This is a genomic window from Sinomicrobium weinanense, from assembly GCF_018863395.1.
Taxonomy (GTDB): Bacteria; Bacteroidota; Bacteroidia; order Flavobacteriales; family Flavobacteriaceae; genus Sinomicrobium; species Sinomicrobium weinanense.
Genome location: NZ_JAHKRR010000008.1, coordinates 1 through 23,708, shown reverse-complemented (window position 1 = coordinate 23,708; position 23,708 = coordinate 1). Strand labels below are relative to the sequence as shown.

The window sequence follows — 23,708 nt, the reverse complement described above, 5'->3', positions numbered from 1 at the left end:
AGTACTATTAAAATATAATTATTAACTATTTGTTGTGAGATATGAATTCTGTGTAAGAAAGAAAAAGCCTTCATTCTTTAAATCCTGGAGAAATCTTCTGATCGTTTCTGTATGAACTGTTTCAGGCAAAAAGACAAAGGGATGTCGGCGAATTTTGTTTATACTACGGGTTTATACGTCTGAGTTTTTTTCTATTTTAGTACGCTGAACAAAAATTCCTTAACTGCCAGAACAAGGAGTTCTACCTACTAAAACCTATTTATGAACCTGAAGAAGTTTCCGTTTTACAGGCAGCTCGATCAAATGGACTGTGGCCCTACCTGCCTTCGGATGATAGCCCGGTATTACGGAAGGTCTTATTCTACCGATTTTTTAAGACGGAAAGCCAATATTACCCGCGAGGGGGTATCCCTGGGCGGGATAGCCGAAGCTGCAGAAAGCATCGGTTTTCACTCCCTGGCGGTGAGCATAGATTTTAAAACCCTGGAGCAAGAAGTACCCCTGCCCTGTATTGCGCATTGGAGGCAACGGCATTTTGTAGTGGTCTACGCCATTAAAAAGGACAAGGTATACGTGGCAGACCCGGCCCATGGGTTGGTGAAATACAGTAAAAAGGAATTTGTATCCGGCTGGATGGGGAAAAGCGCCGATATAGATAGCGACGAAGGCTACCTGTTGTTACTCGAACCTACGCCCAATTTCTATGAAAACGATCAGGGAACGAAAAAAGAATACGGCTTTAAATTCCTGTTCTGGTATTTCAGACCCTATAAAAAACACCTGACCCAATTATTCCTGGGCCTGCTCGTAGGCAGTTTGCTCCAGTTGATCTTTCCTTTTCTCACCCAGGCTGTGGTAGACTATGGGATCAACTACCAGAACCTTAATTTTGTCTATCTCATACTGGTGGCCCAGTTGACCCTGTTCATTTCCCAGACCACCGTAGAGCTCATACGGGGCTGGATTTTACTACATGTAACCAGCAGGGTGAACATCAACCTGATCTCTGATTTTCTCATCAAGCTGATGCGGTTGCCCATAGCGTTCTTCGACTCCAAGAATACAGGAGATATCATTCAGCGGATCTACGATCATAACCGGATACAGAATTTTTTGTCCACCACTACGCTCAATACGCTGTTCTCGGCATTTAATGTTGTTATTTTCGGGGTGGTGCTGGCCTATTACGACCTGGGGATATTTCTCATCTTTCTTTTCGGCTCCATACTCTATATCGGGTGGACCCTGCTCTTTATGAAAAAAAGAGCGGAGCTGGATTACAAGCGGTTCGACCAGTCGTCCGACAACCAAAGCAGCCTTTACCAGCTCATTTCCGGGATGCAGGAGATCAAGCTCAACGGTTCGGAAAGGCGAAGGCGTTGGGAATGGGAAGCGATCCAGGTGCGCCTGTTCAAGATATCCATTAAAGGGTTGTCCCTTTCCCAGACGCAGAATACCGGGGGGCGCTTTCTCAATGAATTAAAAAATATCCTGATCACGTTCATCGCTGCCAAAGCCGTGATCGAAGGAGAACTCACCCTGGGGATGATGCTTTCCGTACAATATATTATAGGGCAACTGAATCTTCCCATCAACAATTTTATCACTTTTATTCAAACCGGGCAGGATGCCAAGATAAGTTTGGAAAGGCTGGCGGAAATTCATTCCAGGGACGATGAAGAAGACCCTTTTGAAGATAATATAACTGATCTTCCGGATGACAAAAGTGTTAAGTTCCAGGATGTCAGTTTCAGGTATGGCGGAAGTGCTTCTCCGCTGGTGCTCGATCATCTCAATTTCGAGATCCCGGAAGGTAAGGTAACGGCCATAGTAGGTGCCAGCGGAAGCGGTAAGACCACCCTGGTAAAGCTCCTGCTCAAATTCTATGACCCCATCGAAGGGACCATCTCCGTAGGAAATACGCGGTTGAACAACCTGAACACCACCATGTGGCGAAGGGCATGCGGTTCGGTCATGCAGGATGGTTTTCTCTTCGGGGATACGATAGCCCGGAATATTACAGAGTCCGATTCGGAAGGGGTCATCAGCAAGGAGCGGCTGGTACATGCTGTCAGTGTGGCCAATATAGAAGGTTTTATCGAAGAACAGCCGTCGGGCTACAACACCAAAATAGGCTCCAGCGGGGTAAATATCAGTGGCGGGCAAAGACAACGCATACTGATCGCCCGTTCGGTATACAAAGACCCGAAATACATCTTTTTTGACGAAGCCACCAGTGCCCTCGATGCCAATAACGAAAAGACGATCATGGAGAACCTGGAGGAGTTCTATAAAGGGAAGACCGTAGTCATCGTAGCCCACAGGCTCAGTACGGTAAAAAATGCCGACCAGATCATCGTTCTCGAAAAAGGAAAGATCATTGAACAGGGGACACACCGGGAACTGGCACAGAAAAAAGGGGCCTATTATACGCTGGTCAAAAACCAGTTGGAACTGGGAGAATAAAAGGATTTTCGAATTTAGATTTCCGGTTCCTGAGCCCTTCGGCAGTTCGACAAGTAATATACCGGGCACTTCGATAAAGTCAGTATATCATTTATCGAAGTGCTCAGTGCAGGCAGGCTCAGGATAAACTAAAGCCGAGGGAAAAAATGAGTGAAACCAAAGAGAAAAAGAAAAAGATCGACCACCTGGACGAACGTTCCGACCAGGTGAAGGAGATTCTTGGAGCAGCGCCCGGCTGGATGATCCGCTGGGGGACTACGGTAGTATTTATTATCGTAGTACTTCTCATCGTGGAAAGTGCGCTCATTCGTTATGACGATATTATCATGGCCCGTATTACCATCACCACCAGGACACCCCCGGCCTATATAGAAGCCAATAGTTCGGGCAAGTTAACGGGGTTGTTTGTAAAAGCCGATCAGTCCGTCAAAGAAGGTGAGGTGCTGGCAGAGATAGAAAATACGGCAGATCTCCGGGATGTATACAAGCTCAGGGACAGGTTGTCAGATTTTACACCACGCCTGATACCCCCGGATTCCATCCCGCTCATTTTTCCGCCTCATCTGAAGCTGGGGAGCGTCCGGCAGGCTTATTCCGATTTTGTGTCCCAATATCAGAAATATGTCCTTTTTAATATACTGGAACCGAACAGGCAGGAGATCATGGCAGCCACACAGCAAATAGAAGAGCAATACGAGCTGCTGGACAAACAGCAAAATCAGCTGGAACTCTTTGCACAGGAACTGGCCCTTTCCGAATCGGAATACGCAAGGAACAAGGCGTTGCTGGACAAGGGGGTTATTTCCAGGTCCGAATTCGAGACCATCTCCAGGAGTTATCTCGCAGACAAGCAGCGATACGAGAACCTCAAAAGTTCCGTGTCCAATACCCGTATTGCCATTGCTTCACTCAGTGGAAGTAAGACCCAGTCTACCATTACGGGCGAAGAACTTAGCTACAGCTATCGCCAGCAATTAGAGGGAAGTCTCGAAATCCTGAAGAACGAGATCCATAACTGGGAGCTTACCAATATCTTAAAAAGCCCGATGAAAGGCAAGGTTTCCATGTTCGATATACGCCACAAATACCAGAACGTACAGGCGGGAGATATTGTATTTACAGTAGTGCCGGAAGAGACCGATTCCCTGATCGGGCAGGTAACCATGCCGGTGCAGAATTCCGGGAAAGTGAAGGTAGGGCAGGAGGTCATCATAAAACTGGATAATTACCCTTATCAGGAATGGGGCAGTTTGCAGGGGCATATTGTCGATATCTCCGCTGTTCCGAAAAAAGGAGAAGCCATATATTCCATTTACGTTAATGTGGGCAGCCTGGAGACTTCGTTTGATAAAAAACTCGAATTCCGGCAGGAAATGCAGGGCAATGCCGAGATCATCACGGAAGAGCTCAGTATCCTGCAACGGATCTTTTATCAATTGAATAAAATATTTTCACGGAATTAAATGTATTTGTGATTTTTTTTGCTATCTTGAGAATCCAAATCCTAAAATTTAATTCTCATGAAAAAAAGAAGCCTCAAATCGCTTAAACTCAACAAAAAGACCATTTCCGGTTTTACTCCCGAAAAAGTAAAGGGAGGAGACTGACCTACCTACGGTTGTGGAGATTCCTGGCCACCGGCATGCTCTCAGGCAAGACCGTGTATAGGTTAAGGAATGACCTCTAATTCTTCCGGTCCCGGAAGGATGTTTAATGTATTTATTTTATCGTTTTTCAGGACAGGGAAACAGGAAGCAGATCGACTGTGGAACAGTTTCATAGCTTGTTCGTCAAATATTCCGGTATAGCTTATTACAACTCTCCGGAATGAGAGTGGTAGGTACTATCCGGAACAGCGATCTGTCATTTTCCTTTTTACCCGGTTCTGTATTTTAATCCAAAACCTTTAATCATGAAAAAAAGAAGTTTAAAATCACTGAAACTCAACAAAAAGACGATTTCCGGCTTTACTCCCGAAAAGTTGAAGGGCGGAGAAGACTGGACCAGTCCTGCATGTACAGGTTCCTGGCCACCGGAATGTACAGCAGCCCGACCGTGTGTAGGATAGGTTAAGCCCTTTTGTTTTACAATACCCGGAATGTGGGTTGTAAAAAATGAAAAAAGAGTGTGGTAAAAGCATTCTATGCTATGATATCAAAATAGATTAAAATCGATAACCATGAAAAAAAAGGATCTCAAAAACCTAAGTCTGAACAAAAAGATCATTAGCCGCCTGGATCAGGAGACAGCCCGTGAAATTCTGGGCGGAGAAACCGGGTATAGTTGTGAAACCTGCCCGGGACCTACGCAGTCCATAAAGCAAGATTGTATTACAGTGTGTAACAATATTTCTTAAAAATCCCATTATCATGAAAAAAAGAAGTTTAAAAACACTTAAACTGAACAAACAGACCATCTCTGACCTTAATTCTGAAAAGATAAAAGGAGGGGACTGGATAAGCTATGGCTGCGGCAAGACCTGGTGGCCGGTTTGTAGCCCTCCAACAATGAAAGTTTGCGACCCGGCTACGGGAGACGGCAATTGTGGAGGAACTACCGGAGGATGCCCGTAAGACACAATATTTTTTAATATTGGAATAACACTAAACCACCTTTGGGTTGAAAACCAGGGGTGGTTTTGTTTTTACAGTTAAATTTTAAAGAACAGGACGTGTTTTTGTTTAATTTTTCTAAATTAGAAAGCTATTGACCAAAGCAAAGTCGAGTATGAAAAAAGAAACTCCCCGGAAGACTTATCCCTAAAAAGGAAAAAACATCCAGTCTAAGTAGCATAAAAGGATGTCTCCCGTCGTTTTGTTTACCATAGCTCACTTTTACAATTATGATTGACCCATCTACAACCACTACTACCGAGCCCCAATGGAATACCGCAGAAAAAACACTCTTTCGCCTGGTCTTTTGTTATTATGTACTGTTCTTATTTCCTTTTCCGTTTCAATATATTCCGTTTAAAATAGGAGATCATATAAGCTCATGGATCGATGGTTTCTGGCAATGGATGGTTCTCCTGATCAGTAAGGACATATTTCACATCGTGGAAGAAATTCCCGGGGGAAACCGGACTAGCGGAGATACGACCTTCGATTTTTTAAAACTTTTTACCCGTTTATGCATAGCAGCCTTTGCCGTGCTGATATGGTCTTTACTGGACCATAAGAAGAAAAATTATTCCGGCTGGCTGGTCGGCCTTATCATTGCACTCCGGTATTACCTGGCATTTTCCATGTTGACATATGGCTTCTCTAAAGTATTTCTTATACAGTTCTGGGATCCCACTCTTTTTGACCTGATAACACCTCATGGTAATTCTTCACCTATGGGATTGCTTTGGAAATTTATGGGAAACTCCCATGCGTATTCCATTTTTACCGGTGCCGCCGAAGTGATCGCGGGCATACTGTTAATGTTCAGGCCCACCGTACGTTTGGGAGCACTTATGTGTTTTGGTATTATGCTTAATGTCTTTTTACTGAATATGAGCTATGACGTGCCGGTAAAACTGTACTCGGCACACCTTGTGCTTATGGCTGCCTTTATCCTGCTTCCGGATGCCAGGAACCTACTGCGTTTTTTTATTCGTAACAAGCCTGTTGCCCCGGTTGTATTAAAACCCTATTTTCAAAAAAGAGGCTGGAATGTGGCCGGGTATATTTTCAAAGGGATCGTTTTGATTTATATTATTGGGAGTAATCTGTACGGCAAGATAACAAGAGAAGAAAGGCCACTCCCGGCCCTCTACGGTATTTATGAAACGGAGCGGTTTATTTCCGGAAAGGACACCTTGCCGTCATTGACCAAAGATGGCCACCGCTGGAAACGATTGGTGATAGACAGGTGGAGAACAGGTATAGAGAAAATGGACGGAAATATCCAGTACGTCAGGAATGAGACGGATACGGTTCACAACACTTTGAAACTCGTGTCTTTCCGCGATACGACTTTCGTTTATGATTTTACCTATACCGTAAAAGATAGCGTATTGCTGTTGAACGGTTATCACCACAGGGACACCCTCAAAATACAATTTCAAAGAAAAGACCGGACTGATTTTTTGCTCATTAACCGGGGATTTCATTGGATCAATGAGTACTCCTTTAACCGATAAATTTAACCTGCATAAACCCAATACATGGAAAAAGAAGAACTTCTTCATGCAAAACTCAAAGAAATTAGCCATATCCTCAGGGAAAAATATAAAGAAAGCGACCAAACCGGGGTTCTGGCGGGGACCTCCGGAATAGCTCTCTTCCAGTTCCACTACTCCAAATTCCTGGACACTGACGAATTTGCTGATATTGGGGCGGAAATACTTACCGATGGTATAGAGCGGATAAACAACGGCTACGGTTTTCCGACCTATTGCTCAGGCCTGGCCGGTACAGGCTGGGTGGTGGACCACCTGGAACAACAGGATTTCATGGATGCGGAAAGTGACGAATTACTCGCCGAATTGGATCATTACCTCCACGGGGTCATGGTCTCCGATATAAAAGAGGGAAATTACGATTTCCTGCACGGGGCACTGGGGTACGGTTTTTATTTTCTGAAGCGGTACGGGAATACCAGGTCTGCCGGGCTGAAAGAGCGATATAAAAATCACCTGTATGAATTGATCGGTCTTTTGAGCGAACTGGCGGAAACGGATGGCGATAAAATAAAATGGTTATCTGTGCTCAACAGGGAAACCGGTGAAAAAGGGTACAATCTTAGCCTGTCCCATGGTATGTCCAGTATCGTGAATTTTTTGTCACGGTTATATAAACATGATATATTTAGGACCCAGGTGCATCCCCTGCTAAAGGGAGGGGTAGCATATATCCTGAGTCATAAAAATGAAGATAGCAGTGTCATGTCCCTGTTCCCCGCCTGGGTCAAAGAAGGTGAAGACTATGACAGAACGAGCCGCCTGGCCTGGTGCTATGGCGATCCGGGAGTGGGAGTTTCCCTCTGGCAGGCGTCAAAGAGCCTCGAAGATACAGGACTGGGACAAACTGCGGTTGAGATCCTCAAACACGCAACCCGTCGCACTGCCCCCGAAAGTAGTATGGTCAGGGATGCAGGCCTGTGTCATGGTTCTTTCGGCAATGCACAGATATTTAACCGGATGTACGCCGAAACCGGGGAAGAAGCATTCCGGGAAGCCGCAGCCTTCTGGCTCAGTGATGGCCTGGAAAAAGCGGTCTATGAAGACGGTTACGCCGGGTTTAAACAATGGAGAGGACAAGATCGTGAATGGCGGGGCGAGTTGACACTTCTGGAAGGCATCGCAGGTATAGGGCTCAGTATCATTAGTCACCTGTCCGGTGACAACTCATGGGATGAATGCCTGATGATAGGATAGAAATGCCGGAAAAATGTATTTTTGAATAGACAGTTCCTCAGAGTAAACCCAAAATCCGAACCATGAACAAGAACCCTTATAAACATTTCCCCAATTACGTTTTGAGAACCCCGCTGTTCGCCGTAGATTTTTATAAAGACCTTACCGCAGAAAAAGATATTCCGGACGAAAAACTAAAGGAATGCTTTAAAGACCTCGTAATACAGGAAGCGGTTTTCCTGGCATCTCCCCCGTTGTACGAAGAGCTGAACCGCTGGGCGAACGGAGAGGCCAAAGACCCGAAAAAAACCGAAAAATTAAAGTATTCCTTTCTTAAATATCTCTCCCGGATGTCGTCCCGGTGTACACCTTTCGGCCTTTTTGCCGGATGTACTGTGGGCGGGTTCGGGGAAGGGACCGAAATAAAACTCCGCGGCGCCCGGAATAACCGCAGGCATACCCGGCTCGATATGAACTACCTGGTGGCCCTGTCACAAGACCTGGTAAAGAACAAAAACATCAGGGAGCAACTGCTTTTCTTTCCCAATTCCAGTATTTATCGGGCAGGAGACCAGTTAAGATATATCGAATACAAATATGTCAACAGCAAGCGGCATCATCATATTGTGGCCGTAGACGATTCCGAATACCTTTCCGGTCTGTTGGAAAAGGCCGCTAAAGGGGAGTCGCTCAAAAACCTGTCCGAAGCCCTTGTAGATGATGAGATCACCTACGAAGAGGCCGCTGGTTTTATAGAAGAACTCGTAGAGAGCCAGCTCCTGATCAGTGAACTGGAACCCTCCGTTTCCGGTCCTGAGTTTCTGGAACAGATACGGGAAGTGCTGGAAAAACTGGAAGGTACGAAAGATGTGCTGGATTTCCTGAACAGGGCCGGTTCGCAAATAGAGGAACTGGATCAAGGGATAGGAAATCCCCCGGAAAGCTACGTAACACTCAGCGAATTTTTAAAACAACTGGAAACGAGTTTCGAATTAAAATACCTCTTTCAAACGGATATGATCCTGGAAACAGAAAAAAACATCCTTGACAAAACCGTGGTGGACGCGGTAAAAAAAGGGTTGTGTTTTTTGAACAAGGTCACCCTTCCCCCGAAAAAGACGCTCCTGGATCAGTTTAAGACCGCCTTTTACGAACGTTTTGAAGAAAGAGAGGTCCCTCTGTCCATGGCGCTGGATGTTGAGATGGGCATAGGCTATAAGCAAGACCAGGGAACAGGGGACGTTAACCCGCTGGTGGACGATCTAATCCTCCCCGGAAAGAAGCTAAAACACCAGATCTCCGAAGTAAAATGGAGCCCGGTACACAGCGTACTGCAACAAAAACTGGTACAGGCCCTCGCCCGGAAAGATTACTGTATTAACCTGCAGGGCGATGATTTTAAGGATTTTGATGAAAACTGGGAAGACCTGCCCGACACCATCTCTACGATGATCGAAGTCGTAGAAGAAGACGGGGAGATCAAAATAAAACTCGGTGGGGCCGGAGGGTCCAGTGCAGCTAATCTTCTCGGCCGTTTTTGTCATGGAGATGAAAAACTGGATAGCCATACCCGGAAGGTCATCGATACGGAGGCCAGGGCCAATAACGGCAAAGTACTGGCGGAGATCGTACACCTGCCCGAATCCCGGGTGGGGAACATATTGATGCGCCCTGCTTTTCGCCATTATGAGATCCCGTATCTGGCCAAGTCCGTGTTGCCCGGAGAACAGCAATTGCCCATAGAAGATCTTCGTATTTCCGTAAAATATGGTACAAAAGTAAGGTTGCGGTCCGGAAAACTGGACAAGGAAGTGATCCCGCACCTCACCAATGCCCATAACTATTCTACCAATTCCCTGCCTATCTACCATTTTCTATGCGATATGCAAACACAGGGGCTCAGGGGAGGAGTAGGGCTCAACCTCGGGCCTTTTGCAGACGAATACACCTTTATTCCCCGTATAACATACCAGAACCTGATCTTTTCAGAAGCCACCTGGAACCTCGCCACGGAAGATATCGAACCCTTGAAAGGATCAATAAAAGAAGATAAAAAACTGGAAGATGCCGTAGAAAATTTCAGAAAAAAACGAAAGATCCCCCAATACGTTATGCTGACAGACGGGGATAACGAATTATTGATTAACTTTAAAAACCTCACTTCCGTAAGAATGCTGCTGGATACCGTTAAAAAGAGACAGCGCTTTAAGCTCACCGAGTTTTTTTTCGGAAAAGGAGGAATAGTAAAAGACGACAGGAATGCATACTATGCCAACCAGATAGTGCTGTCCTTTTATAACAGCCAAAGACTTAAAGATGAAGAATAGACCTGCACAACGCTATTTTATCCCCGGTGATAGCTGGTTATTTTATAAGATTTATGCCGGCCCTAAGACCTCAGATGCCATTCTTACGGAGATCATCCGTCCCGTGGCCATACAACTGCTGGAAGAAAAGGTAATAGACCGATGGTTTTTTATCCGTTATGGTGATCCGAAACACCATCTCAGGGTTCGGTTTCACTATGAGAAACCGGATAATATCGGAATAATTATCAATCGCCTGGTTCCGTATTTCAGGGATTATCAGGAAAAAGACCTGATCTGGAAGGTTGAGGTCGACACCTACAAAAGGGAACTCGAGCGCTACGGAAATAATACGATGGAGCTGGCAGAAACCCTGTTTTTCCACGACAGTGAAATGATAACCGCATTTTTGGATATGATAGAAGGAGATGAAGGTGAAGAACTGAGATGGCTGTTTTCCCTACGCGCTATGGATGCCCTTCTGGACAGCTTTCAATATACCGAAGAAGAAAAACTGGCCCTGATGGAAGGATTAAAAACCGGATTTGGCGAAGAATTCGGGATGAGCAGGCCGTTAAAGAAACAACTGGATGACAAATACCGTAAGCAAAGGGTAAAAATAGACGCGTTCATGGTTTTTCAGCCGGAAGATAATCCCGGTTATGCCCCGATGCTGCAGGTGCTGGAACAAAAAAAACACAATATAGCTCCCGTAGCAAAAACCATCTTAAAACACCGGGAAGAAAAAACACTGGAAAAGCCGCTGAACGATTTTATGGCAAGCTATATCCATATGCTGATGAACCGTCTGTTCAAATCCAAAAACCGCATGCACGAAATGGTGTGCTACGATTTTCTGTACAGATACTACAAGTCCACTATTGCGAGAAAGAAAAAAGGAAAAAACAATACCGTAAGCCGTAAAGAGATCGTAAAGATTCTTAACGAATAGAAAAATTAATAAAGGACCTATTTTTTAATGTTTTGGGCTCCTTCAATAACCTTGGTCTTTAATCCTTCCTTATAGACCAGTACCTTATCTTGTACGCATTTGTCGCTGCTTCCGATGATCTGGGCGGCCAGTATTCCTGCATTTTTGGCCCCATTGAGGGCTACGGTGGCCACAGGTACCCCGCCCGGCATTTGCAGGATGGACAATACAGAGTCCCATCCATCTATGGAATTGCTGCTTTTTACAGGGACTCCGATCACCGGAAGAGGGGATAAGGAGGCTACCATTCCCGGCAGATGTGCCGCTCCTCCGGCACCGGCTATAATAACCGAGATCCCCCGTTCATGGGCATTTTTCCCGAAGTCGTACATTTTTTCGGGAGTCCGGTGGGCGGAAACAATATCTACTTCAACCTCGATGTCGAATCCTTTCAGAATATCTATGGCGTCCTGCATAACGGGCAGGTCGCTGGTACTTCCCATAATAACGGCTACTTTACTCATTTTATTCGGTTTTTTGAACTTCGGCTTCCTGTCACCCCGAGCGCAGTCGAGAGGTCACCGGGATTGATTTATATATTTTTTGCAGCGACTACCTTAATCGTATTCTTCACCTCTTCCGCAATTTCCCTGGCCCTGTCAATATCCCTATTCACAATGGTTACATGTCCCATTTTACGGAAAGGCCGGGTTTCCTTTTTACCATAGATATGGGGTGTGACCCCTTCCATCTTCATAATACCTTCTATATGTTGGTAAACGACTTTTCCCGTATGTCCTTCTTCTCCGGTGAGGTTTACCATGATCCCGCCTACCTTGCTGTCCGTATGACCAAGGGGCAACCCCAGGATGGACCTCAGGTGCTGTTCGAACTGGTTGGTGTAGCTGGCTTCAATGCTGAAATGTCCACTGTTATGCGGGCGGGGAGCCACTTCATTGACCAGGATATCATCGTTTTTGGTCTGGAACATTTCTACGGCCAGCAGGCCAGTATGTTGGAATGATTCCGATACTTTCAGGGCAACGAGTTGTGCTTTTTCTGTAACAACCGGGTCTATACGCGCCGGGCAGATCACATATTCCACCTGGTTCGCCGTAGGATGGAATTCCATTTCCACGACCGGGTAAGTAACAACCTCTCCCTTAGTATTTCTGGAAACAATAACTGCCAGTTCGTTTTTAAAAGGGACCAGCTCTTCTGTGATACACTCCACATTGGGCAGGTCGTCAAGGTCGGAATATGTCCGGATCACTTTAACTCCTTTACCGTCATACCCGAACTGTGCACTTTTCCACACAAACGGGAAATCAATGCTATTGTTATTTAAGGCTGTATGGATCTCGTTGGTGTAGGCAAATCTCGTGAACGGGGCAGTAGGAATATTGTGGTCTACATAAAACAGCTTTTGCTTGGCCTTGTTCTGGATGGTCCTTAAAGTAGCAGGCGAAGGATAGACTTTGATCCCTTCCCTTTCCAGTTTTTCCAGGGCATCTACATTGACGTTCTCAATCTCAAAGGTGAGTACATCCACCTTTTTTCCGAATTCGTAAACCTTGTCATAATCCATAAGGTCGCCCGTATAAAATTCGTTGCAGGCAATCCTGCAGGGCGCTTCTTCACTGGGGTCCATGACACAGGTGTAAATATCGTATTTCCTGGTTTCGTACAACAACATTTTACCGAGTTGTCCGCCGCCGAGTATACCGAGTTTAAAATCGGAAGAAAAGTAGTTCATTCTATGCTGCATTTGTATTTACATCCGCAAACTTACATGAAAAATTTTTAATAGAGATTGGTTGGAGATTGAATGAGATTGAGTAAACATTTTAAATCAATCTCATTCAATCTTCTACGTCACGGAATTCAGCAAAGCCGTCAGCCCGCCCCGGAGGCTCTGCACATTTGTAGAAGGGTATTCCTGCAAAAACAACTGTGCCGCCTGTTGGCTTCTTACACCACTCTGGCAATAAAAGACAACGGCCTGGTGTGTCGGGATCGTGTGGTGGAGGGATTGTAGTTGGTCCAGTGGGATATGTATGTCGTCATGGTCCGGTGGAAGTATATCCATCTGCGAATTTTCCCTCTCTTTGGAAGTCCGGACATCCACAACGGTGATGTTTTTGAGATCGGATTTTATAAAATCTTCGGGAGCAACTTCAACGATCACTCCTTCTTCACGGATACAGGCATATTCCGTGTCGTTCAATGCTTCCGGGATTTCGTGTACGGTCTTCCGGAATTTCAGGACCTGGGTCCGCATGCTCAGGCAATCAATGGTAAGGAGTTTTCCGCTCAGCACCTCGCCCAGGCCACATATGATCTTCATTACTTCATTGGCCTGCATGGTACCTATAAGACCGGGCAGTACGCCCAGGACCCCTATCTCGGCGCAATTCGGGGAGGCTCCGGGAGGAGGGGGAGAGGGGAACAGGCAGCGATAGGTAGGCCCGCCCCGGTAATTGAACACGGACACCTGTCCTTCAAATTTGTATATGGAGCCGAAAACCACGGGTCTGTTGCACATCACGGCAGCATCGTTGACCAGGTAACGGGTAGGGAAATTGTCCGATCCGTCCACGATAATATCATATGCCGAAAACAATTCAATGGCGTTTTCTTTGGTCAGCGCTTTCGGATATGCGGTGATCTCAACATGTGGATTGAGCTTCGAGAGCTTTTCTGCAGCGGTGACTGCCTTGTTCTGTCCCACGTCTTCCGTAGAAAACAGCACCTGTCGGTGAAGGTTAGATACGTCTACTTTATCATGGTCCATAATGCCTGTATGCCCGATGCCCGCAGCAATGAGGTAGGGGAGTATGGCCGAACCCAGTCCACCGGCCCCGATGACCAAGACCCTGGCATTCCCGAGTTTTTCCTGTCCGATTTCCCCGATCTCGCTAAGTATGAGTTGCCTGTGGTAGTGTTCTCTTTCTCCTTTGGATAACATGGCGGGTGTTTTTTGATACTACAAAGTTACACCGGATAATTAAAAACGGGGCACAACAGCATGGGAATTTAGCAGGTTTGTTTTAGAATGTTGAATGGGGTTTAATTATCTTCTATGAGCTCGTGTTCCGGGCAGTCCACCCGTAATTCCGAATCGGTAAGCGGGGTCTGAAGGAGGTTGCAGTAATGCGCGTTGCCTTTTCCGGAATAATAGCGGCAACTGAAACACATTCTCTGTATGGTGATCACACCGGACTTGTTGAGGTGGTGAATGATGTCCATTAAACTTCGCAAAAGGCCTTCCTTATGAGCAGGGGGCAGTCGCTGAACGGGTTTTTGGATTTCCTGCGTAAACAATGCCGTTTTTTCCGCAATGGCTTTTCCTGTTTCAGAAAGATGGATAATGTAGCTCCTGGTATCGTGGGGCAGGTATTCCTTGGTGATCAGTTTTTTTTGCTCCAGGACTTTTACCGAATCGCTGACAGTGGCTTTGGTCATGTTAAACTCCCTGGCAATATAGCTGACCTTCCGTTTCCCTTCATCGTGATAATTCAAAAAGATAAGGATCTGGATCTGGGTAGGGCTCAAACCAAAGGATTTACTTTCCTCCCATAACAACACGCGAAAAGCCTCCGAGATACGCTCCAGGGCGACTACGATCTTATGCGCTGTGCTCAGATGCTGAAAATCCGGATCGAACGGGCTGTCTTTCATGAAAAAAGGATAAAGTTTGTATCGTTCCCCGCTCCATCTCCGTCTCCGGATAACAAAACAAGGAGGATATTGCAAAAATATGCCCCGTAAAGATAGGATACCTAACTATGCAGGGCAAATTTAGAAACTGTTTCTTAGCCCTTAACATCCTCCAGGGAAGCCCCGAAGTTGATGTGAAGGACATTTCCGTTGGGTACCACCAGGGCCGGTACAGATTTTACACCCGCACTTTCCGCTTCGGCAATACGGGACCGGTCTTCACCCAGGTGAACCACTTCTACACCCGATGCACCAACAACGTCAATGATGTCGTGTTCCGCACTTTTGCATACAGGACAACCTGCATGATAAAAAACTGACTTCTTCATTTTGGTTTGGTTTAAATGGTTTTACGGTAAAAACACCACACTAAATATAGTTAGGATCCCTTACAAAAAGAAATTTTAGAACATATATTTACGATCAGGCCTGAGGTTCGGCACGTGGAATTTCCTTTTTATAAACTTTGACCGTTAACTGCCAAGCCTGTCCCGAACAACAACCAACAGGCCCGCTCAAACCTGCAACCGGCAACTCGCAACTAGCTTATGATGCAGCTTCGTCCGCAGGTTCCATCTGTGAGCTGATAAAAGGTATCCTCGGAGCGAGAAAATATCCGGTAAGGCTGGCAAACAAAATGGGAGTAAGATAGGAGAAGCCTGTAAGGGTGGCGAGCAATATGGTAGTGCTCATCGGGGTCCGGGTCACACAGGCATTGATCGCTGCCATACAGCTGATAATGGTCAATGTAAGACTGACTTCGGGGAATATATGGTGCAGGATCAACCCGAGGGTGGCCCCGACAAAAAAGAGCGGAATAATAAAACCACCTCTCCATCCGGAAGTCACGGTTACTGCAATGGCGATGATCTTAAAGACCAGGACGGCCAGAAGCAGTTTCACAGAAAGGTGCTGTGTAAGAAGCTCGCTTATTTCGTGATGCCCGAAATACCGGGTGATTGGAAAGTAAAAGGCAATGATGCCGAGTATAATCCCGCCTATGGTGGTTTTTATATAGATGGGAAGTTTTCTTCTTTCGAAAAGGGATTTAAAAAACTTGGTGCAATAGGTAAATATCCATCCTATGGCCGTTGCTGCAACAGCAAAGAATACGGCATAGGCAAAATCGAAAACCCCGGAATACTCGTAAGGCGACAGATCCCATACAGGACCGAGCCCCAGGTGAATGATCAGGGCAAAGACAATATAGCTAAAACTGCTGGCCACCAGGGCAGGCATGATGGCCTTGTAGTATAAAGCCACATGTTTGTGATGCAGTATTTCCAGGGAGAACAGGCTTCCTCCGAGCGGGGCACCGAACAAGGCTGTAAAACCTGAAGCCATTCCCGCAATGCTCAGCGATCTCAGTTCTTCCCCTTTCAACCGAAACACTTTTCCCAGCCAGCTTCCCGTAGACCCGGTGACCTGTACCAGGGGAGCCTCCGGGCCCAGGCTTCCTCCCGATGCTACACAAAGCAGGGAAGACAGGATCATGGAAGGGTTGTTTTTAGGGTCCAGCTTGCCCTTGTTAAAGCGAATATTATTTACAATAAGGTGTATTTCACCCGGATCGCCAATAAAATGAATGATCAATCCGGCGAGCAATCCACAGACGGTCATGGTTGGAATGACTTCCCAACCAGAGAAAAAAGCGATCTTATGCGTTAAAAATTCAAGGACAATCCAGTACAGTCCGGCTATGACCCCGCCTATAAGCCCCAGAAAGGCCCAGAGCAGGAAAGTACGGCTAAAGACAAAAGGGTTGAACCGGATGGGCTGGTCCAGCAGGTTCAGATAACGTACGAGCTTTCGTTTTCTTTTTAGTTTCAATGGTAATAAACGCTGTTTTTATTCGGTCCGGCGCAAAAGTACCACAGCACGGCCGACTTTCAAAGCATTCCAACTCAATATCCTTTCTCCCAATCCTTCCACACCACTTCATATCCCTGACTTCGGATCATAGCGGCGATCTCTTCCGTGGTCCTTTCATCACAGATCTCAAACTGTTCCAGGGATTTCGGGTCCACGACATAACCGCCTGGATTGGTCTTGGATTCCGCACTGATGGAGTTGACCCCCAGTTTTATCATGTTGTTCCGGAAAGCGGTACTTTCCCGGGTAGAGAGGGAAAGCTCCACATCTCCATCCAGCAGGCGATAGGCAAAGATCAACTGTGCGAGGTCTGTATCGGTCATGATCACTTTGGGTTCCAGTCCGCCGGAATGAGGGCGAAGCCTGGGAAAGGAAATAGAATATCTCGTTTTCCAGTATTTCCGTTGCAGGTATTTGAGGTGGAGCGCCGTAAAAAAACTGTCGGTCCTCCAGTCCTCCAGTCCGAAAAGCGCCCCGAGCCCTGCTTTGTGGATCCCGGCCTGTCCGAGGCGGTCCGGGGTGTGCAGGCGATATTTGAAATTGGATTTTTTTCCTTTGGGATGATGTATTTTATAACACGCTTCGTGATAGGTTTCCTGGTATACGAGGACGGCATAGAGCCCTTCGGCGATCAGGTCGGCATATTCAACGGTATCCAGAGGCTGTACTTCGATGCTTATATTGGAAAAATACGGGCGTATAAGTCTGATGGCATTTTTCAGATAAGGTACACCAACGGTTTTGTTGGCTTCGCCTGTGACCAGGAGGATATGGTCGTATCCCCTGCTTTTGAGAAAACGGGCTTCCCGCAGGATCTCCTTGTCGGTGAGTGTACGCCTCGGGATCTTGTTGGTGAGGCTGAAGCCGCAGTAGGTACAGATGTTCTGGCATTCGTTGGAAAGATACATCGGGGCGTACATCTGAATAATTTTCCCGAACCTGCGTTGTGTAATGCGCATGCTTTCCCGGGCCATTTGCTCCAGGAAAGGTGTTGCCGCCGGGGAGATCAGGGCTTTGAAATCTTCCAGGTTGCGTTTTTTATGGTGCAGGGCCCGGAGGACGTCCGTTTCCGTTTTAGTATAGATATTTTCCTTGACACTATCCCAGGAATACGACCGGAAAATGTCATAGAAAAGACCTTTGTCTATGTTTTCCTGCCGGGAAAAGGAATAATGTGTTTTATCCTGAAGTTTGGTTTGCATTGTTTCTGAGCTTTAAACCATTTACGATTTTTCTGTTGCCTCCCGATGGCTGAGCACTTCGGCCCCGCTCAGCACAGGCTCCGCCGAAGCCAGGAAAGAGGTGAGGGGGCTGCTGGCTTCTGCATGGGGCTTTACGGGGGCAAGTCTGGCATTGCGGGCCATTCTCCCTGCTTTGACAGCCAGCCTGAAAGCATGGGCCATGGCAACAGGATCGTCCGATACTGCAATGGCCGTATTGACCAGTACGGCATCTGCCCCGGTTTCCATAGCCGCAGCTGCATGAGAAGGGCTGCCTATTCCCGCATCGATAATGACGGGCACATTACTTTGTTCTATAATGATCTCCAGGAAATCCAGTGTTTTTAACCCCTTGTTGCTTCCTATCGGTGCACCGAGGGGCATGACGCATTGAACGCCGACCTCTTCCAGCCGTTTGCACAGTACTGGGTCGGCATGGATATAGGGCATGACCACAAATCCTTGTTTAACCAGCTCCTCCGCCGCCAGCAGGGTTTCTACCGGGTCCGGAAGCAGGTATCGCGGATCGGGATGGATCTCCAGTTTTATCCAGTGGGTCCCCAGGGCTTCCCTGGCCAGCCGTGCTGCAAGTACAGCTTCTTTTGCCGTACGCACTCCCGAAGTGTTTGGTAACAGCTCAATCCCGGTTTCCCTGAGGGCAGCGTGTATATCTTCTGTTTTTTCGTCGGGGTTCACCCTTTTCAGGGCAAGGGTGGCCAATTCGCTTTCCGAAGCTGCTACTGCTGCTTTCATAAGATTGGCTGAGCTGAATTTCCCCGTGCCTATGAACAGCCGGGATTTAAATTCTTTGCCTGCTATTATTAAGGTGTCACACATGGTTTTTATCATTTTTACCGGCTTGCAACTTCCGGTGTCTGGTTAAAATATTGTTGTATCCGGGCAATGGTTTCCCGCAATCCGGAATGCGTACTCGGTTCTTTAGCATCAGACAATAAAGAGGAGACCGCCACACCCTGTAAACCCGTCTCCGACAACGGCCCCATATCTTTAAGCCCGATACCTCCGATGGCCACTACGGGAATGTAGATCTTCTTTTGTCTCAACTGTTCCATGATACGGGAATATCCCGCTAACCCCAGTACAGGGCTGAGGTTTTTCTTGGTATGGGTAAAGCGGTAGGGACCCAGGCCGATATAGTCGATCCCTGTTCCGGCCAGGTGCTCAATATCTTCTGTGGTATTCGCCGTTGCTCCTATGATGAAACCGGGGCCGAGTATTTTTCTCGCTTCCCCCGCAGGGAGGTCGTTTTTTCCGAGATGAACACCGTCTGCCCCGACGGCTTTGGCTACGGATACATGATCGTCTATAATAAGTTTTGCTCCGTATGCCCTGCACAGCTTCACGGCTTCCCTGGCCGCTTCGAAGACTTCTTTTTCCGGATGGTCCTTGATGCGGAGCTGTATCCAGTCTCCTCCCGCAACACAAATGTTCCGGATGTTTTTAAGATGCTCGTCTATGGTTGTGCCCTGGGAGATGTATTGAAGGGTTATCCCTTTCAGCCTGTCCCGGCCGGGAGCGTTGTTCAGAAAACGATAGGTATATTCCTTGGCCTGTTCGCAGGAGTCTTCCAGGCTGTTCCCCAGGGCGAGGTATGCTGCAATGGCTGACGAAAGGACACAACCACTGCCGTGCCTGTCCGTGTTTAGGATGTCCTTTGGAGAAAATTCCACAGGAGGCATTCCTTTCCTGTACAGGATATCCATCCCCTTCCGGTCATTGCGGTGCCCTCCCTTGAGGAAGAGATGGCAGCGGGACGTAATTTCGCGTATGGCCTTCTCCGTATTGCCGTTTTCAGACAGGGCCCTGATCTCATTGTAATTTGGAGTGACCAGATCACAATGTTCTAATATCCCGTGGAGGTCACGGACTTTTATACGATTGTGAAAATCATAACCGCTGCCCGACCTCAAAACAGGGTCCCAGATGATCCGGATCCCGGGATCTTTGGCTTTCAGAAGGTGAACTATGGTGTTTAACACTTCCAGGTCTTCAATGATCCCGATCTTTACTGCCTGAACAGGATAGCTTTCCATGAGGATTTCGATCTGTTCGACGATAAGCCCGGCATCTGTCCATTCGCATTTTTTCAGGACGGTATCGCTCTGCACCGTCAGGGCAGTACACGCACTTAACCCATGGACACCCAGGTCTTCCATAGTTTTTAGATCTGCAGTGATACCTGCCCCGCCACAGGGGTCGTGCCCGGCAATAGTCAATATGTATGGATTTCCCATCATTTTTATTTTTTTACTCAGACTTCAGAATCAAATCTTAACTTGCCCCCCTCAGCACACCCGAAGGGTAAAACTTTAAACCTTTCCTTCGGCTTTGCTCAGGGACCAAAACTTTGGACCTCAAACATGTTACCCTGAGTGCAGTTGAAGGGTTGAACACTGAACCTGCAACCCTTTATACGCTTTAACCGGATCTTCGCTGTTCCACACATATCCCAAAGAGGCGGCCCCGGAAAACCCCATTTTCTTCAAGCGGGGAATATGCCGGGGAGTGATCCCTCCCAGGGCAATGATGGGAAAGGGCAGCTTTTTTTCCGAAAGGTCAAACAGCCGTCCCTGGTGCCCCGTTTTGCTGATACTGTCAAAAACCGGACTGAGGAAGGCATAATCAAAAGCGTGTTTCATCTGGAATTTTATATCCCGGACAGTATGAAAGGAGGTGCTTACGGAAAACCCTTTTTTTCGGTATTCCAGAAGCCATCGTTTTAAGTCTTTTCCATAACTTTCCCGGGCCCTTTCCGGAAGGTGAATGCCTTTCAGCCCGAATTTTGCGATCATCTCATAGTGTTGGTGCACTACGATCCGGCAGTGATATTTTTCCGGAATGTTTTGCAGGAAGTGTAGCAGCTCCGTCCCGGATATTCCCGGTTTTCGGAGGTGCAGCACATCCAGCCCCACACGAAACATACGGATGATGCGGGCTATCTCATCCGGGCTGTTATCCGGTTTGGTGATTACGATGTGTCCGGGGATGTGCATTAGATCTGTTTTTTGATTTTATAAACCCGTTATCCGGCAGGAGAGCTTACAGGTATATTTCACTTCCCTTTTCGGTGAACTCCCTGGCTTTTTCTTTCATGCCTTCGTCTATATCCTTTGTTTCCAGGTCTCTTATTTCCTGTGATATTTTCATGGAGCAGAACTTAGGTCCGCACATGGAACAGAAATGAGCTACCTTGGCACCGTCGGCCGGCAGGGTCTCATCGTGGAACTCCCGTGCCGTGTCCGGGTCGAGCGACAGGTTAAACTGGTCTTCCCAACGAAACTCGAACCTCGCTTTGCTCAGGGCGTCATCGCGATACTGCGCTCCGGGGTGCCCTTTGGCCAGGTCGGCAGCATGGGCGGCGATCTTATAGGTAATGACCCCGGTTTTTACATCTTCCCTGTTGGGCAGCCCCAGATGTTCTTTCGGGGTAACATAGCAGAGCATGGCCGTACCATACCATCCTATCATGGCGGCACCGATCCCCGAAGTGATATGATCGTATCCCGGGGCAATGTCGGTGGTAAGCGGCCCGAGGGTGTAGAAGGGGGCTTCTCCGCAGGCATCGAGTTGTTTGTCCATGTTCTCCTTGATCATGTGCATGGGCACGTGTCCGGGGCCTTCGATAATGGTCTGTACGTCGTGTTTCCATGCTATTTTGGTCAGTTCGCCCAGGGTTTCCAGTTCGGCAAACTGTGCCTGGTCGTTGGCATCGGCAAGGCAGCCCGGACGGAGGCCGTCGCCTAGGGAGAAGGAAACGTCATAGGCTTTCATGATCTCACAGATATCCTCGAAATGTGTATATAAAAAGCTCTCTTCGTGATGGGCCAGGCACCATTTGGCCATAATAGAACCTCCGCGCGAAACAATACCGGTAACCCGTTTTGCGGTCATCGGTATGTAGCGTAACAGTACCCCGGCATGAATGGTAAAATAGTCGACCCCCTGTTCGGCCTGCTCGATAAGGGTGTCGCGGAATATATCCCAGGTGAGGTCTTCGGCCACCCCGTTCACCTTTTCCAGGGCCTGGTAAATAGGTACGGTTCCGATGGGGACCGGAGAATTTCGCAAGATCCATTCCCGGGTTTCATGTATGTTTTTTCCGGTAGAGAGGTCCATGATGGTATCGGCTCCCCAACGGCAGGCCCAGACTGCTTTTTCCACCTCTTCTTCGATGTTGGAAGTCACCGCTGAGTTACCGATATTGGCATTTATCTTAACGAGAAAGTTTCTCCCGATGATCATGGGCTCACTCTCCGGGTGGTTGATGTTGTTGGGGATAACGGCCCTTCCCCTGGCTACTTCGTCCCTTACAAATTCCGGGGTGATAGCCTTGGGGATACCCGCACCCCAGCTGTTCCCGGGATGCTGTTCCGAAAGTTGACGGACTTCCTGGAGCTTCTGGTTTTCCCGGATGGCGATAAATTCCATTTCCGGGGTGATGATCCCTTTTTTGGCATAATGCATCTGTGTGACATTTTGCCCGGAACGGGCGCGGAGCGGTTTTCTTATGTGTGGGAATCTCAGGCTGTGCAGCTCCTGGTCGTTCAGTCTTTTGTTGGAATATTCCGAACTGAACTGCGATAGCTGGTCCACATCATCACGCGAGGCGATCCATTGACTGCGCACAGGAGGAATGCCTTTTTCTACCTCGATGTCGATCTCAGGGTCTGTGAATGGGCCACTGGTGTCGTATATAGTTACAGGAGGGTTCTTTTCCGATGCCCCGGTCAGCGAATTTTTCGTATCGCTCAATGTGATTTCCCTCATGGGGACCCGGATGTCGGGATACAGGGTTCCGGGGACATATATTTTTTTTGAATTGGGCAGGGGAGCTCTGGTGATAGCCTGCGTGCCCGGGGTCTTATCTTTTTTCATAAGTGCTGCGTTGATGTTATATTAAAGTTTAGAGAGATGAGTTACGGGATTTATCCGCCCTGGGTGGCTTGTATGATAAGAATGTCCTGCCGGTCTGCAAGTGTATAGTCCGGCCATTGTTTTTGTGGAATAACTTCCCTGGCTGTTTCCTGTCCGTCCCTCATCTGGTCTCCGGACGAGGAGATGGCAATGGCAATGCCCTGCGAAGGGAAGTTCAACTGCCGGATGAGGTCGGTAATGGTGCTTTGTGCAGTTACAGAAACGGCTTTGTCATTTACATTTACCGTGATTGTTTCCATACTTTTTTAATTTTAAAAGTTTATGGAACAATAGGAAATGCTTGTAACAGGTAAGAATACGTGTAAATAAACCCCGGAAACGGGTTCTTTATCAGAAAATACAATATTCGCCTTTTCCCTTCGCCGGTATTATCCGAATCAGGTTCCGAGGGTGTTTCTCAGCCTTATTCTGAAATCCAGATGATAGTCATCCGGGTTTCAGGGAATAAAGCACCCCTAAAGTTCTCGATTACAAATGTACATAAAAATGATAAGGATATTCAAAAAGAAAGGAGATATTAAGGAGAACTATTCCTGCCTGTATTACTTGAGGAATATTCATATGATATAGGGTATATATAGGATGTATCTCCCGGTTTCTTGAGATGGGGTCTCTAACTTCTTCATATTCAGCGGGGCTTAAATTTTTTTAAAAAAAGGGCAAATAAATGTTGGCTGGAATGAAAAAAGGGTTCTATATTTGCACCCGCTTTGCAGAGGAAGAGTGAAGGATAGGAAGGGATTGCGAAGTAAAAAAGTTCATTAAAATTTTTTTTCAAAAAGGGTTGTGAGAGTCAAAAAGAGTATTTACTTTTGCACCCGCTTATCCGGAGAGGATAGGTCATGTAGAGATGCGCGGAGGTGTGTCTTTATAGGAGAAAAAGCATAAGAAGTTCG

General features: G+C 47.1%; 21 protein-coding genes and 1 riboswitch. Of the genes, 9 read left to right on the top strand and 12 right to left on the bottom strand.

Annotation, left to right across the window (positions count from 1 at the left end; genetic code table 11):
• Positions 1-261 precede the first annotated feature (261 nt).
• From KN811_RS17715 to KN811_RS17675, 9 genes are all read left to right on the top strand, one after another.
• Entirely contained in the window at positions 262-2,466 is a 2,205-nt protein-coding gene (locus KN811_RS17715) for a peptidase domain-containing ABC transporter (protein WP_187966767.1), read from the top strand.
• 146 nt (positions 2,467-2,612) lie between these two features.
• A complete protein-coding gene (locus tag KN811_RS17710) occupies positions 2,613-3,929 on the top strand; it encodes an HlyD family secretion protein (RefSeq protein ID WP_187966766.1) in 1,317 nt (438 codons plus the stop codon).
• Between the two features lie 449 nt (positions 3,930-4,378).
• Positions 4,379-4,534, top strand: a complete 156-nt coding sequence (locus tag KN811_RS17705; RefSeq protein ID WP_187966765.1) for a hypothetical protein — start codon at positions 4,379-4,381, stop codon at positions 4,532-4,534.
• 111 nt (positions 4,535-4,645) lie between these two features.
• Positions 4,646-4,822 (top strand): class I lanthipeptide, encoded by a 177-nt coding sequence (locus KN811_RS17700; protein ID WP_187966764.1) that lies wholly within the window; start codon positions 4,646-4,648, stop codon positions 4,820-4,822.
• Between the two features lie 13 nt (positions 4,823-4,835).
• Positions 4,836-5,039, top strand: a complete 204-nt coding sequence (locus KN811_RS17695) for a hypothetical protein (RefSeq protein WP_187966763.1) — start codon at positions 4,836-4,838, stop codon at positions 5,037-5,039.
• 269 nt (positions 5,040-5,308) lie between these two features.
• Complete coding sequence (locus KN811_RS17690) at positions 5,309-6,592, top strand: hypothetical protein (RefSeq protein ID WP_187966762.1); 1,284 nt, start codon at positions 5,309-5,311, stop codon at positions 6,590-6,592.
• Positions 6,593-6,616: 24 nt separating this feature from the next.
• Positions 6,617-7,828: a lanthionine synthetase C family protein gene (locus tag KN811_RS17685; protein ID WP_187966761.1), complete on the top strand. Its 1,212-nt coding sequence runs from the start codon at positions 6,617-6,619 to the stop codon at positions 7,826-7,828.
• 62 nt (positions 7,829-7,890) lie between these two features.
• The gene (locus tag KN811_RS17680) at positions 7,891-10,134 is read left to right on the top strand and encodes a lantibiotic dehydratase family protein (RefSeq protein WP_187966760.1); all 2,244 of its coding nucleotides are present in this window, start codon (positions 7,891-7,893) and stop codon (positions 10,132-10,134) included.
• The gene (locus KN811_RS17675) at positions 10,124-11,065 is read left to right on the top strand and encodes a thiopeptide-type bacteriocin biosynthesis protein (RefSeq protein WP_187966759.1); all 942 of its coding nucleotides are present in this window, start codon (positions 10,124-10,126) and stop codon (positions 11,063-11,065) included. Before KN811_RS17680 ends, KN811_RS17675 begins: the two co-directional genes overlap by 11 nt.
• A 17-nt stretch (positions 11,066-11,082) precedes the next feature.
• Here KN811_RS17675 and purE read toward each other — a convergent pair whose 3' ends face one another.
• The 12 genes from purE to thiS all read right to left on the bottom strand — a co-directional run bounded on the left by purE (position 11,083) and on the right by thiS (position 23,051).
• On the bottom strand, positions 11,083-11,568 hold the full coding sequence (gene purE / locus KN811_RS17670; RefSeq protein WP_187966758.1) for a 5-(carboxyamino)imidazole ribonucleotide mutase: 486 nt from the start codon (positions 11,566-11,568) through the stop codon (positions 11,083-11,085).
• A gap of 68 nt (positions 11,569-11,636) precedes the next feature.
• Positions 11,637-12,800, bottom strand: coding sequence for a 5-(carboxyamino)imidazole ribonucleotide synthase (locus tag KN811_RS17665; protein WP_187966757.1), 1,164 nt, complete (start codon positions 12,798-12,800; stop codon positions 11,637-11,639).
• Between the two features lie 114 nt (positions 12,801-12,914).
• Positions 12,915-14,012 (bottom strand): ThiF family adenylyltransferase, encoded by a 1,098-nt coding sequence (locus KN811_RS17660; protein ID WP_216334923.1) that lies wholly within the window; start codon positions 14,010-14,012, stop codon positions 12,915-12,917.
• A gap of 101 nt (positions 14,013-14,113) precedes the next feature.
• Positions 14,114-14,725: a MarR family winged helix-turn-helix transcriptional regulator gene (locus KN811_RS17655; protein WP_187967612.1), complete on the bottom strand. Its 612-nt coding sequence runs from the start codon at positions 14,723-14,725 to the stop codon at positions 14,114-14,116.
• 134 nt (positions 14,726-14,859) lie between these two features.
• Entirely contained in the window at positions 14,860-15,093 is a 234-nt protein-coding gene (locus tag KN811_RS17650; RefSeq protein WP_187967611.1) for a thioredoxin family protein, read from the bottom strand.
• A 217-nt stretch (positions 15,094-15,310) separates the two neighbouring features.
• Positions 15,311-16,594 (bottom strand): chloride channel protein, encoded by a 1,284-nt coding sequence (locus KN811_RS17645; protein ID WP_187967610.1) that lies wholly within the window; start codon positions 16,592-16,594, stop codon positions 15,311-15,313.
• A 74-nt stretch (positions 16,595-16,668) separates the two neighbouring features.
• On the bottom strand, positions 16,669-17,838 hold the full coding sequence (thiH, locus tag KN811_RS17640; RefSeq protein ID WP_187967609.1) for a 2-iminoacetate synthase ThiH: 1,170 nt from the start codon (positions 17,836-17,838) through the stop codon (positions 16,669-16,671).
• 21 nt (positions 17,839-17,859) lie between these two features.
• A complete protein-coding gene (locus tag KN811_RS17635) occupies positions 17,860-18,693 on the bottom strand; it encodes a thiazole synthase (protein WP_187967608.1) in 834 nt (277 codons plus the stop codon).
• A gap of 14 nt (positions 18,694-18,707) precedes the next feature.
• On the bottom strand, positions 18,708-20,114 hold the full coding sequence (locus tag KN811_RS17630) for a thiamine phosphate synthase (RefSeq protein WP_187967607.1): 1,407 nt from the start codon (positions 20,112-20,114) through the stop codon (positions 18,708-18,710).
• A gap of 126 nt (positions 20,115-20,240) precedes the next feature.
• Positions 20,241-20,870 (bottom strand): thiamine phosphate synthase, encoded by a 630-nt coding sequence (locus KN811_RS17625; RefSeq protein WP_187967606.1) that lies wholly within the window; start codon positions 20,868-20,870, stop codon positions 20,241-20,243.
• Between the two features lie 46 nt (positions 20,871-20,916).
• Positions 20,917-22,752: a phosphomethylpyrimidine synthase ThiC gene (thiC, locus tag KN811_RS17620; protein ID WP_187967605.1), complete on the bottom strand. Its 1,836-nt coding sequence runs from the start codon at positions 22,750-22,752 to the stop codon at positions 20,917-20,919.
• Positions 22,753-22,802: 50 nt separating this feature from the next.
• Positions 22,803-23,051 carry a sulfur carrier protein ThiS gene (gene thiS, locus KN811_RS17615; protein WP_187967604.1) on the bottom strand — a complete coding sequence of 83 codons (249 nt, stop codon included), beginning with the start codon at positions 23,049-23,051 and terminating at the stop codon, positions 22,803-22,805.
• Between the two features lie 98 nt (positions 23,052-23,149).
• A riboswitch (TPP riboswitch) is annotated at positions 23,150-23,279 on the bottom strand.
• Positions 23,280-23,708: the final 429 nt, after the last annotated feature.

Excerpts from the sequence above, each read along its gene's own strand:
- KN811_RS17715 (WP_187966767.1), top strand. The coding sequence starts at position 262 with ATGAACCTGAAGAAGTTTCCGTTTTACAGGCAGCTCGATCAAATGGAC.
- KN811_RS17710 (WP_187966766.1), top strand. The coding sequence starts at position 2,613 with ATGAGTGAAACCAAAGAGAAAAAGAAAAAGATCGACCACCTGGACGAA.
- KN811_RS17705 (WP_187966765.1), top strand. The coding sequence starts at position 4,379 with ATGAAAAAAAGAAGTTTAAAATCACTGAAACTCAACAAAAAGACGATT.
- KN811_RS17700 (WP_187966764.1), top strand. The coding sequence starts at position 4,646 with ATGAAAAAAAAGGATCTCAAAAACCTAAGTCTGAACAAAAAGATCATT.
- KN811_RS17695 (WP_187966763.1), top strand. The coding sequence starts at position 4,836 with ATGAAAAAAAGAAGTTTAAAAACACTTAAACTGAACAAACAGACCATC.
- KN811_RS17690 (WP_187966762.1), top strand. The coding sequence starts at position 5,309 with ATGATTGACCCATCTACAACCACTACTACCGAGCCCCAATGGAATACC.
- KN811_RS17685 (WP_187966761.1), top strand. The coding sequence starts at position 6,617 with ATGGAAAAAGAAGAACTTCTTCATGCAAAACTCAAAGAAATTAGCCAT.
- KN811_RS17680 (WP_187966760.1), top strand. The coding sequence starts at position 7,891 with ATGAACAAGAACCCTTATAAACATTTCCCCAATTACGTTTTGAGAACC.
- KN811_RS17675 (WP_187966759.1), top strand. The coding sequence starts at position 10,124 with ATGAAGAATAGACCTGCACAACGCTATTTTATCCCCGGTGATAGCTGG.
- purE (WP_187966758.1), bottom strand. The coding sequence starts at position 11,568 with ATGAGTAAAGTAGCCGTTATTATGGGAAGTACCAGCGACCTGCCCGTT.
- KN811_RS17665 (WP_187966757.1), bottom strand. The coding sequence starts at position 12,800 with ATGAACTACTTTTCTTCCGATTTTAAACTCGGTATACTCGGCGGCGGA.
- KN811_RS17660 (WP_216334923.1), bottom strand. The coding sequence starts at position 14,012 with ATGTTATCCAAAGGAGAAAGAGAACACTACCACAGGCAACTCATACTT.
- KN811_RS17655 (WP_187967612.1), bottom strand. The coding sequence starts at position 14,725 with ATGAAAGACAGCCCGTTCGATCCGGATTTTCAGCATCTGAGCACAGCG.
- KN811_RS17650 (WP_187967611.1), bottom strand. The coding sequence starts at position 15,093 with ATGAAGAAGTCAGTTTTTTATCATGCAGGTTGTCCTGTATGCAAAAGT.
- thiH (WP_187967609.1), bottom strand. The coding sequence starts at position 17,838 with ATGCAAACCAAACTTCAGGATAAAACACATTATTCCTTTTCCCGGCAG.
- KN811_RS17635 (WP_187967608.1), bottom strand. The coding sequence starts at position 18,693 with ATGTGTGACACCTTAATAATAGCAGGCAAAGAATTTAAATCCCGGCTG.
- KN811_RS17630 (WP_187967607.1), bottom strand. The coding sequence starts at position 20,114 with ATGATGGGAAATCCATACATATTGACTATTGCCGGGCACGACCCCTGT.
- KN811_RS17625 (WP_187967606.1), bottom strand. The coding sequence starts at position 20,870 with ATGCACATCCCCGGACACATCGTAATCACCAAACCGGATAACAGCCCG.
- thiC (WP_187967605.1), bottom strand. The coding sequence starts at position 22,752 with ATGAAAAAAGATAAGACCCCGGGCACGCAGGCTATCACCAGAGCTCCC.
- thiS (WP_187967604.1), bottom strand. The coding sequence starts at position 23,051 with ATGGAAACAATCACGGTAAATGTAAATGACAAAGCCGTTTCTGTAACT.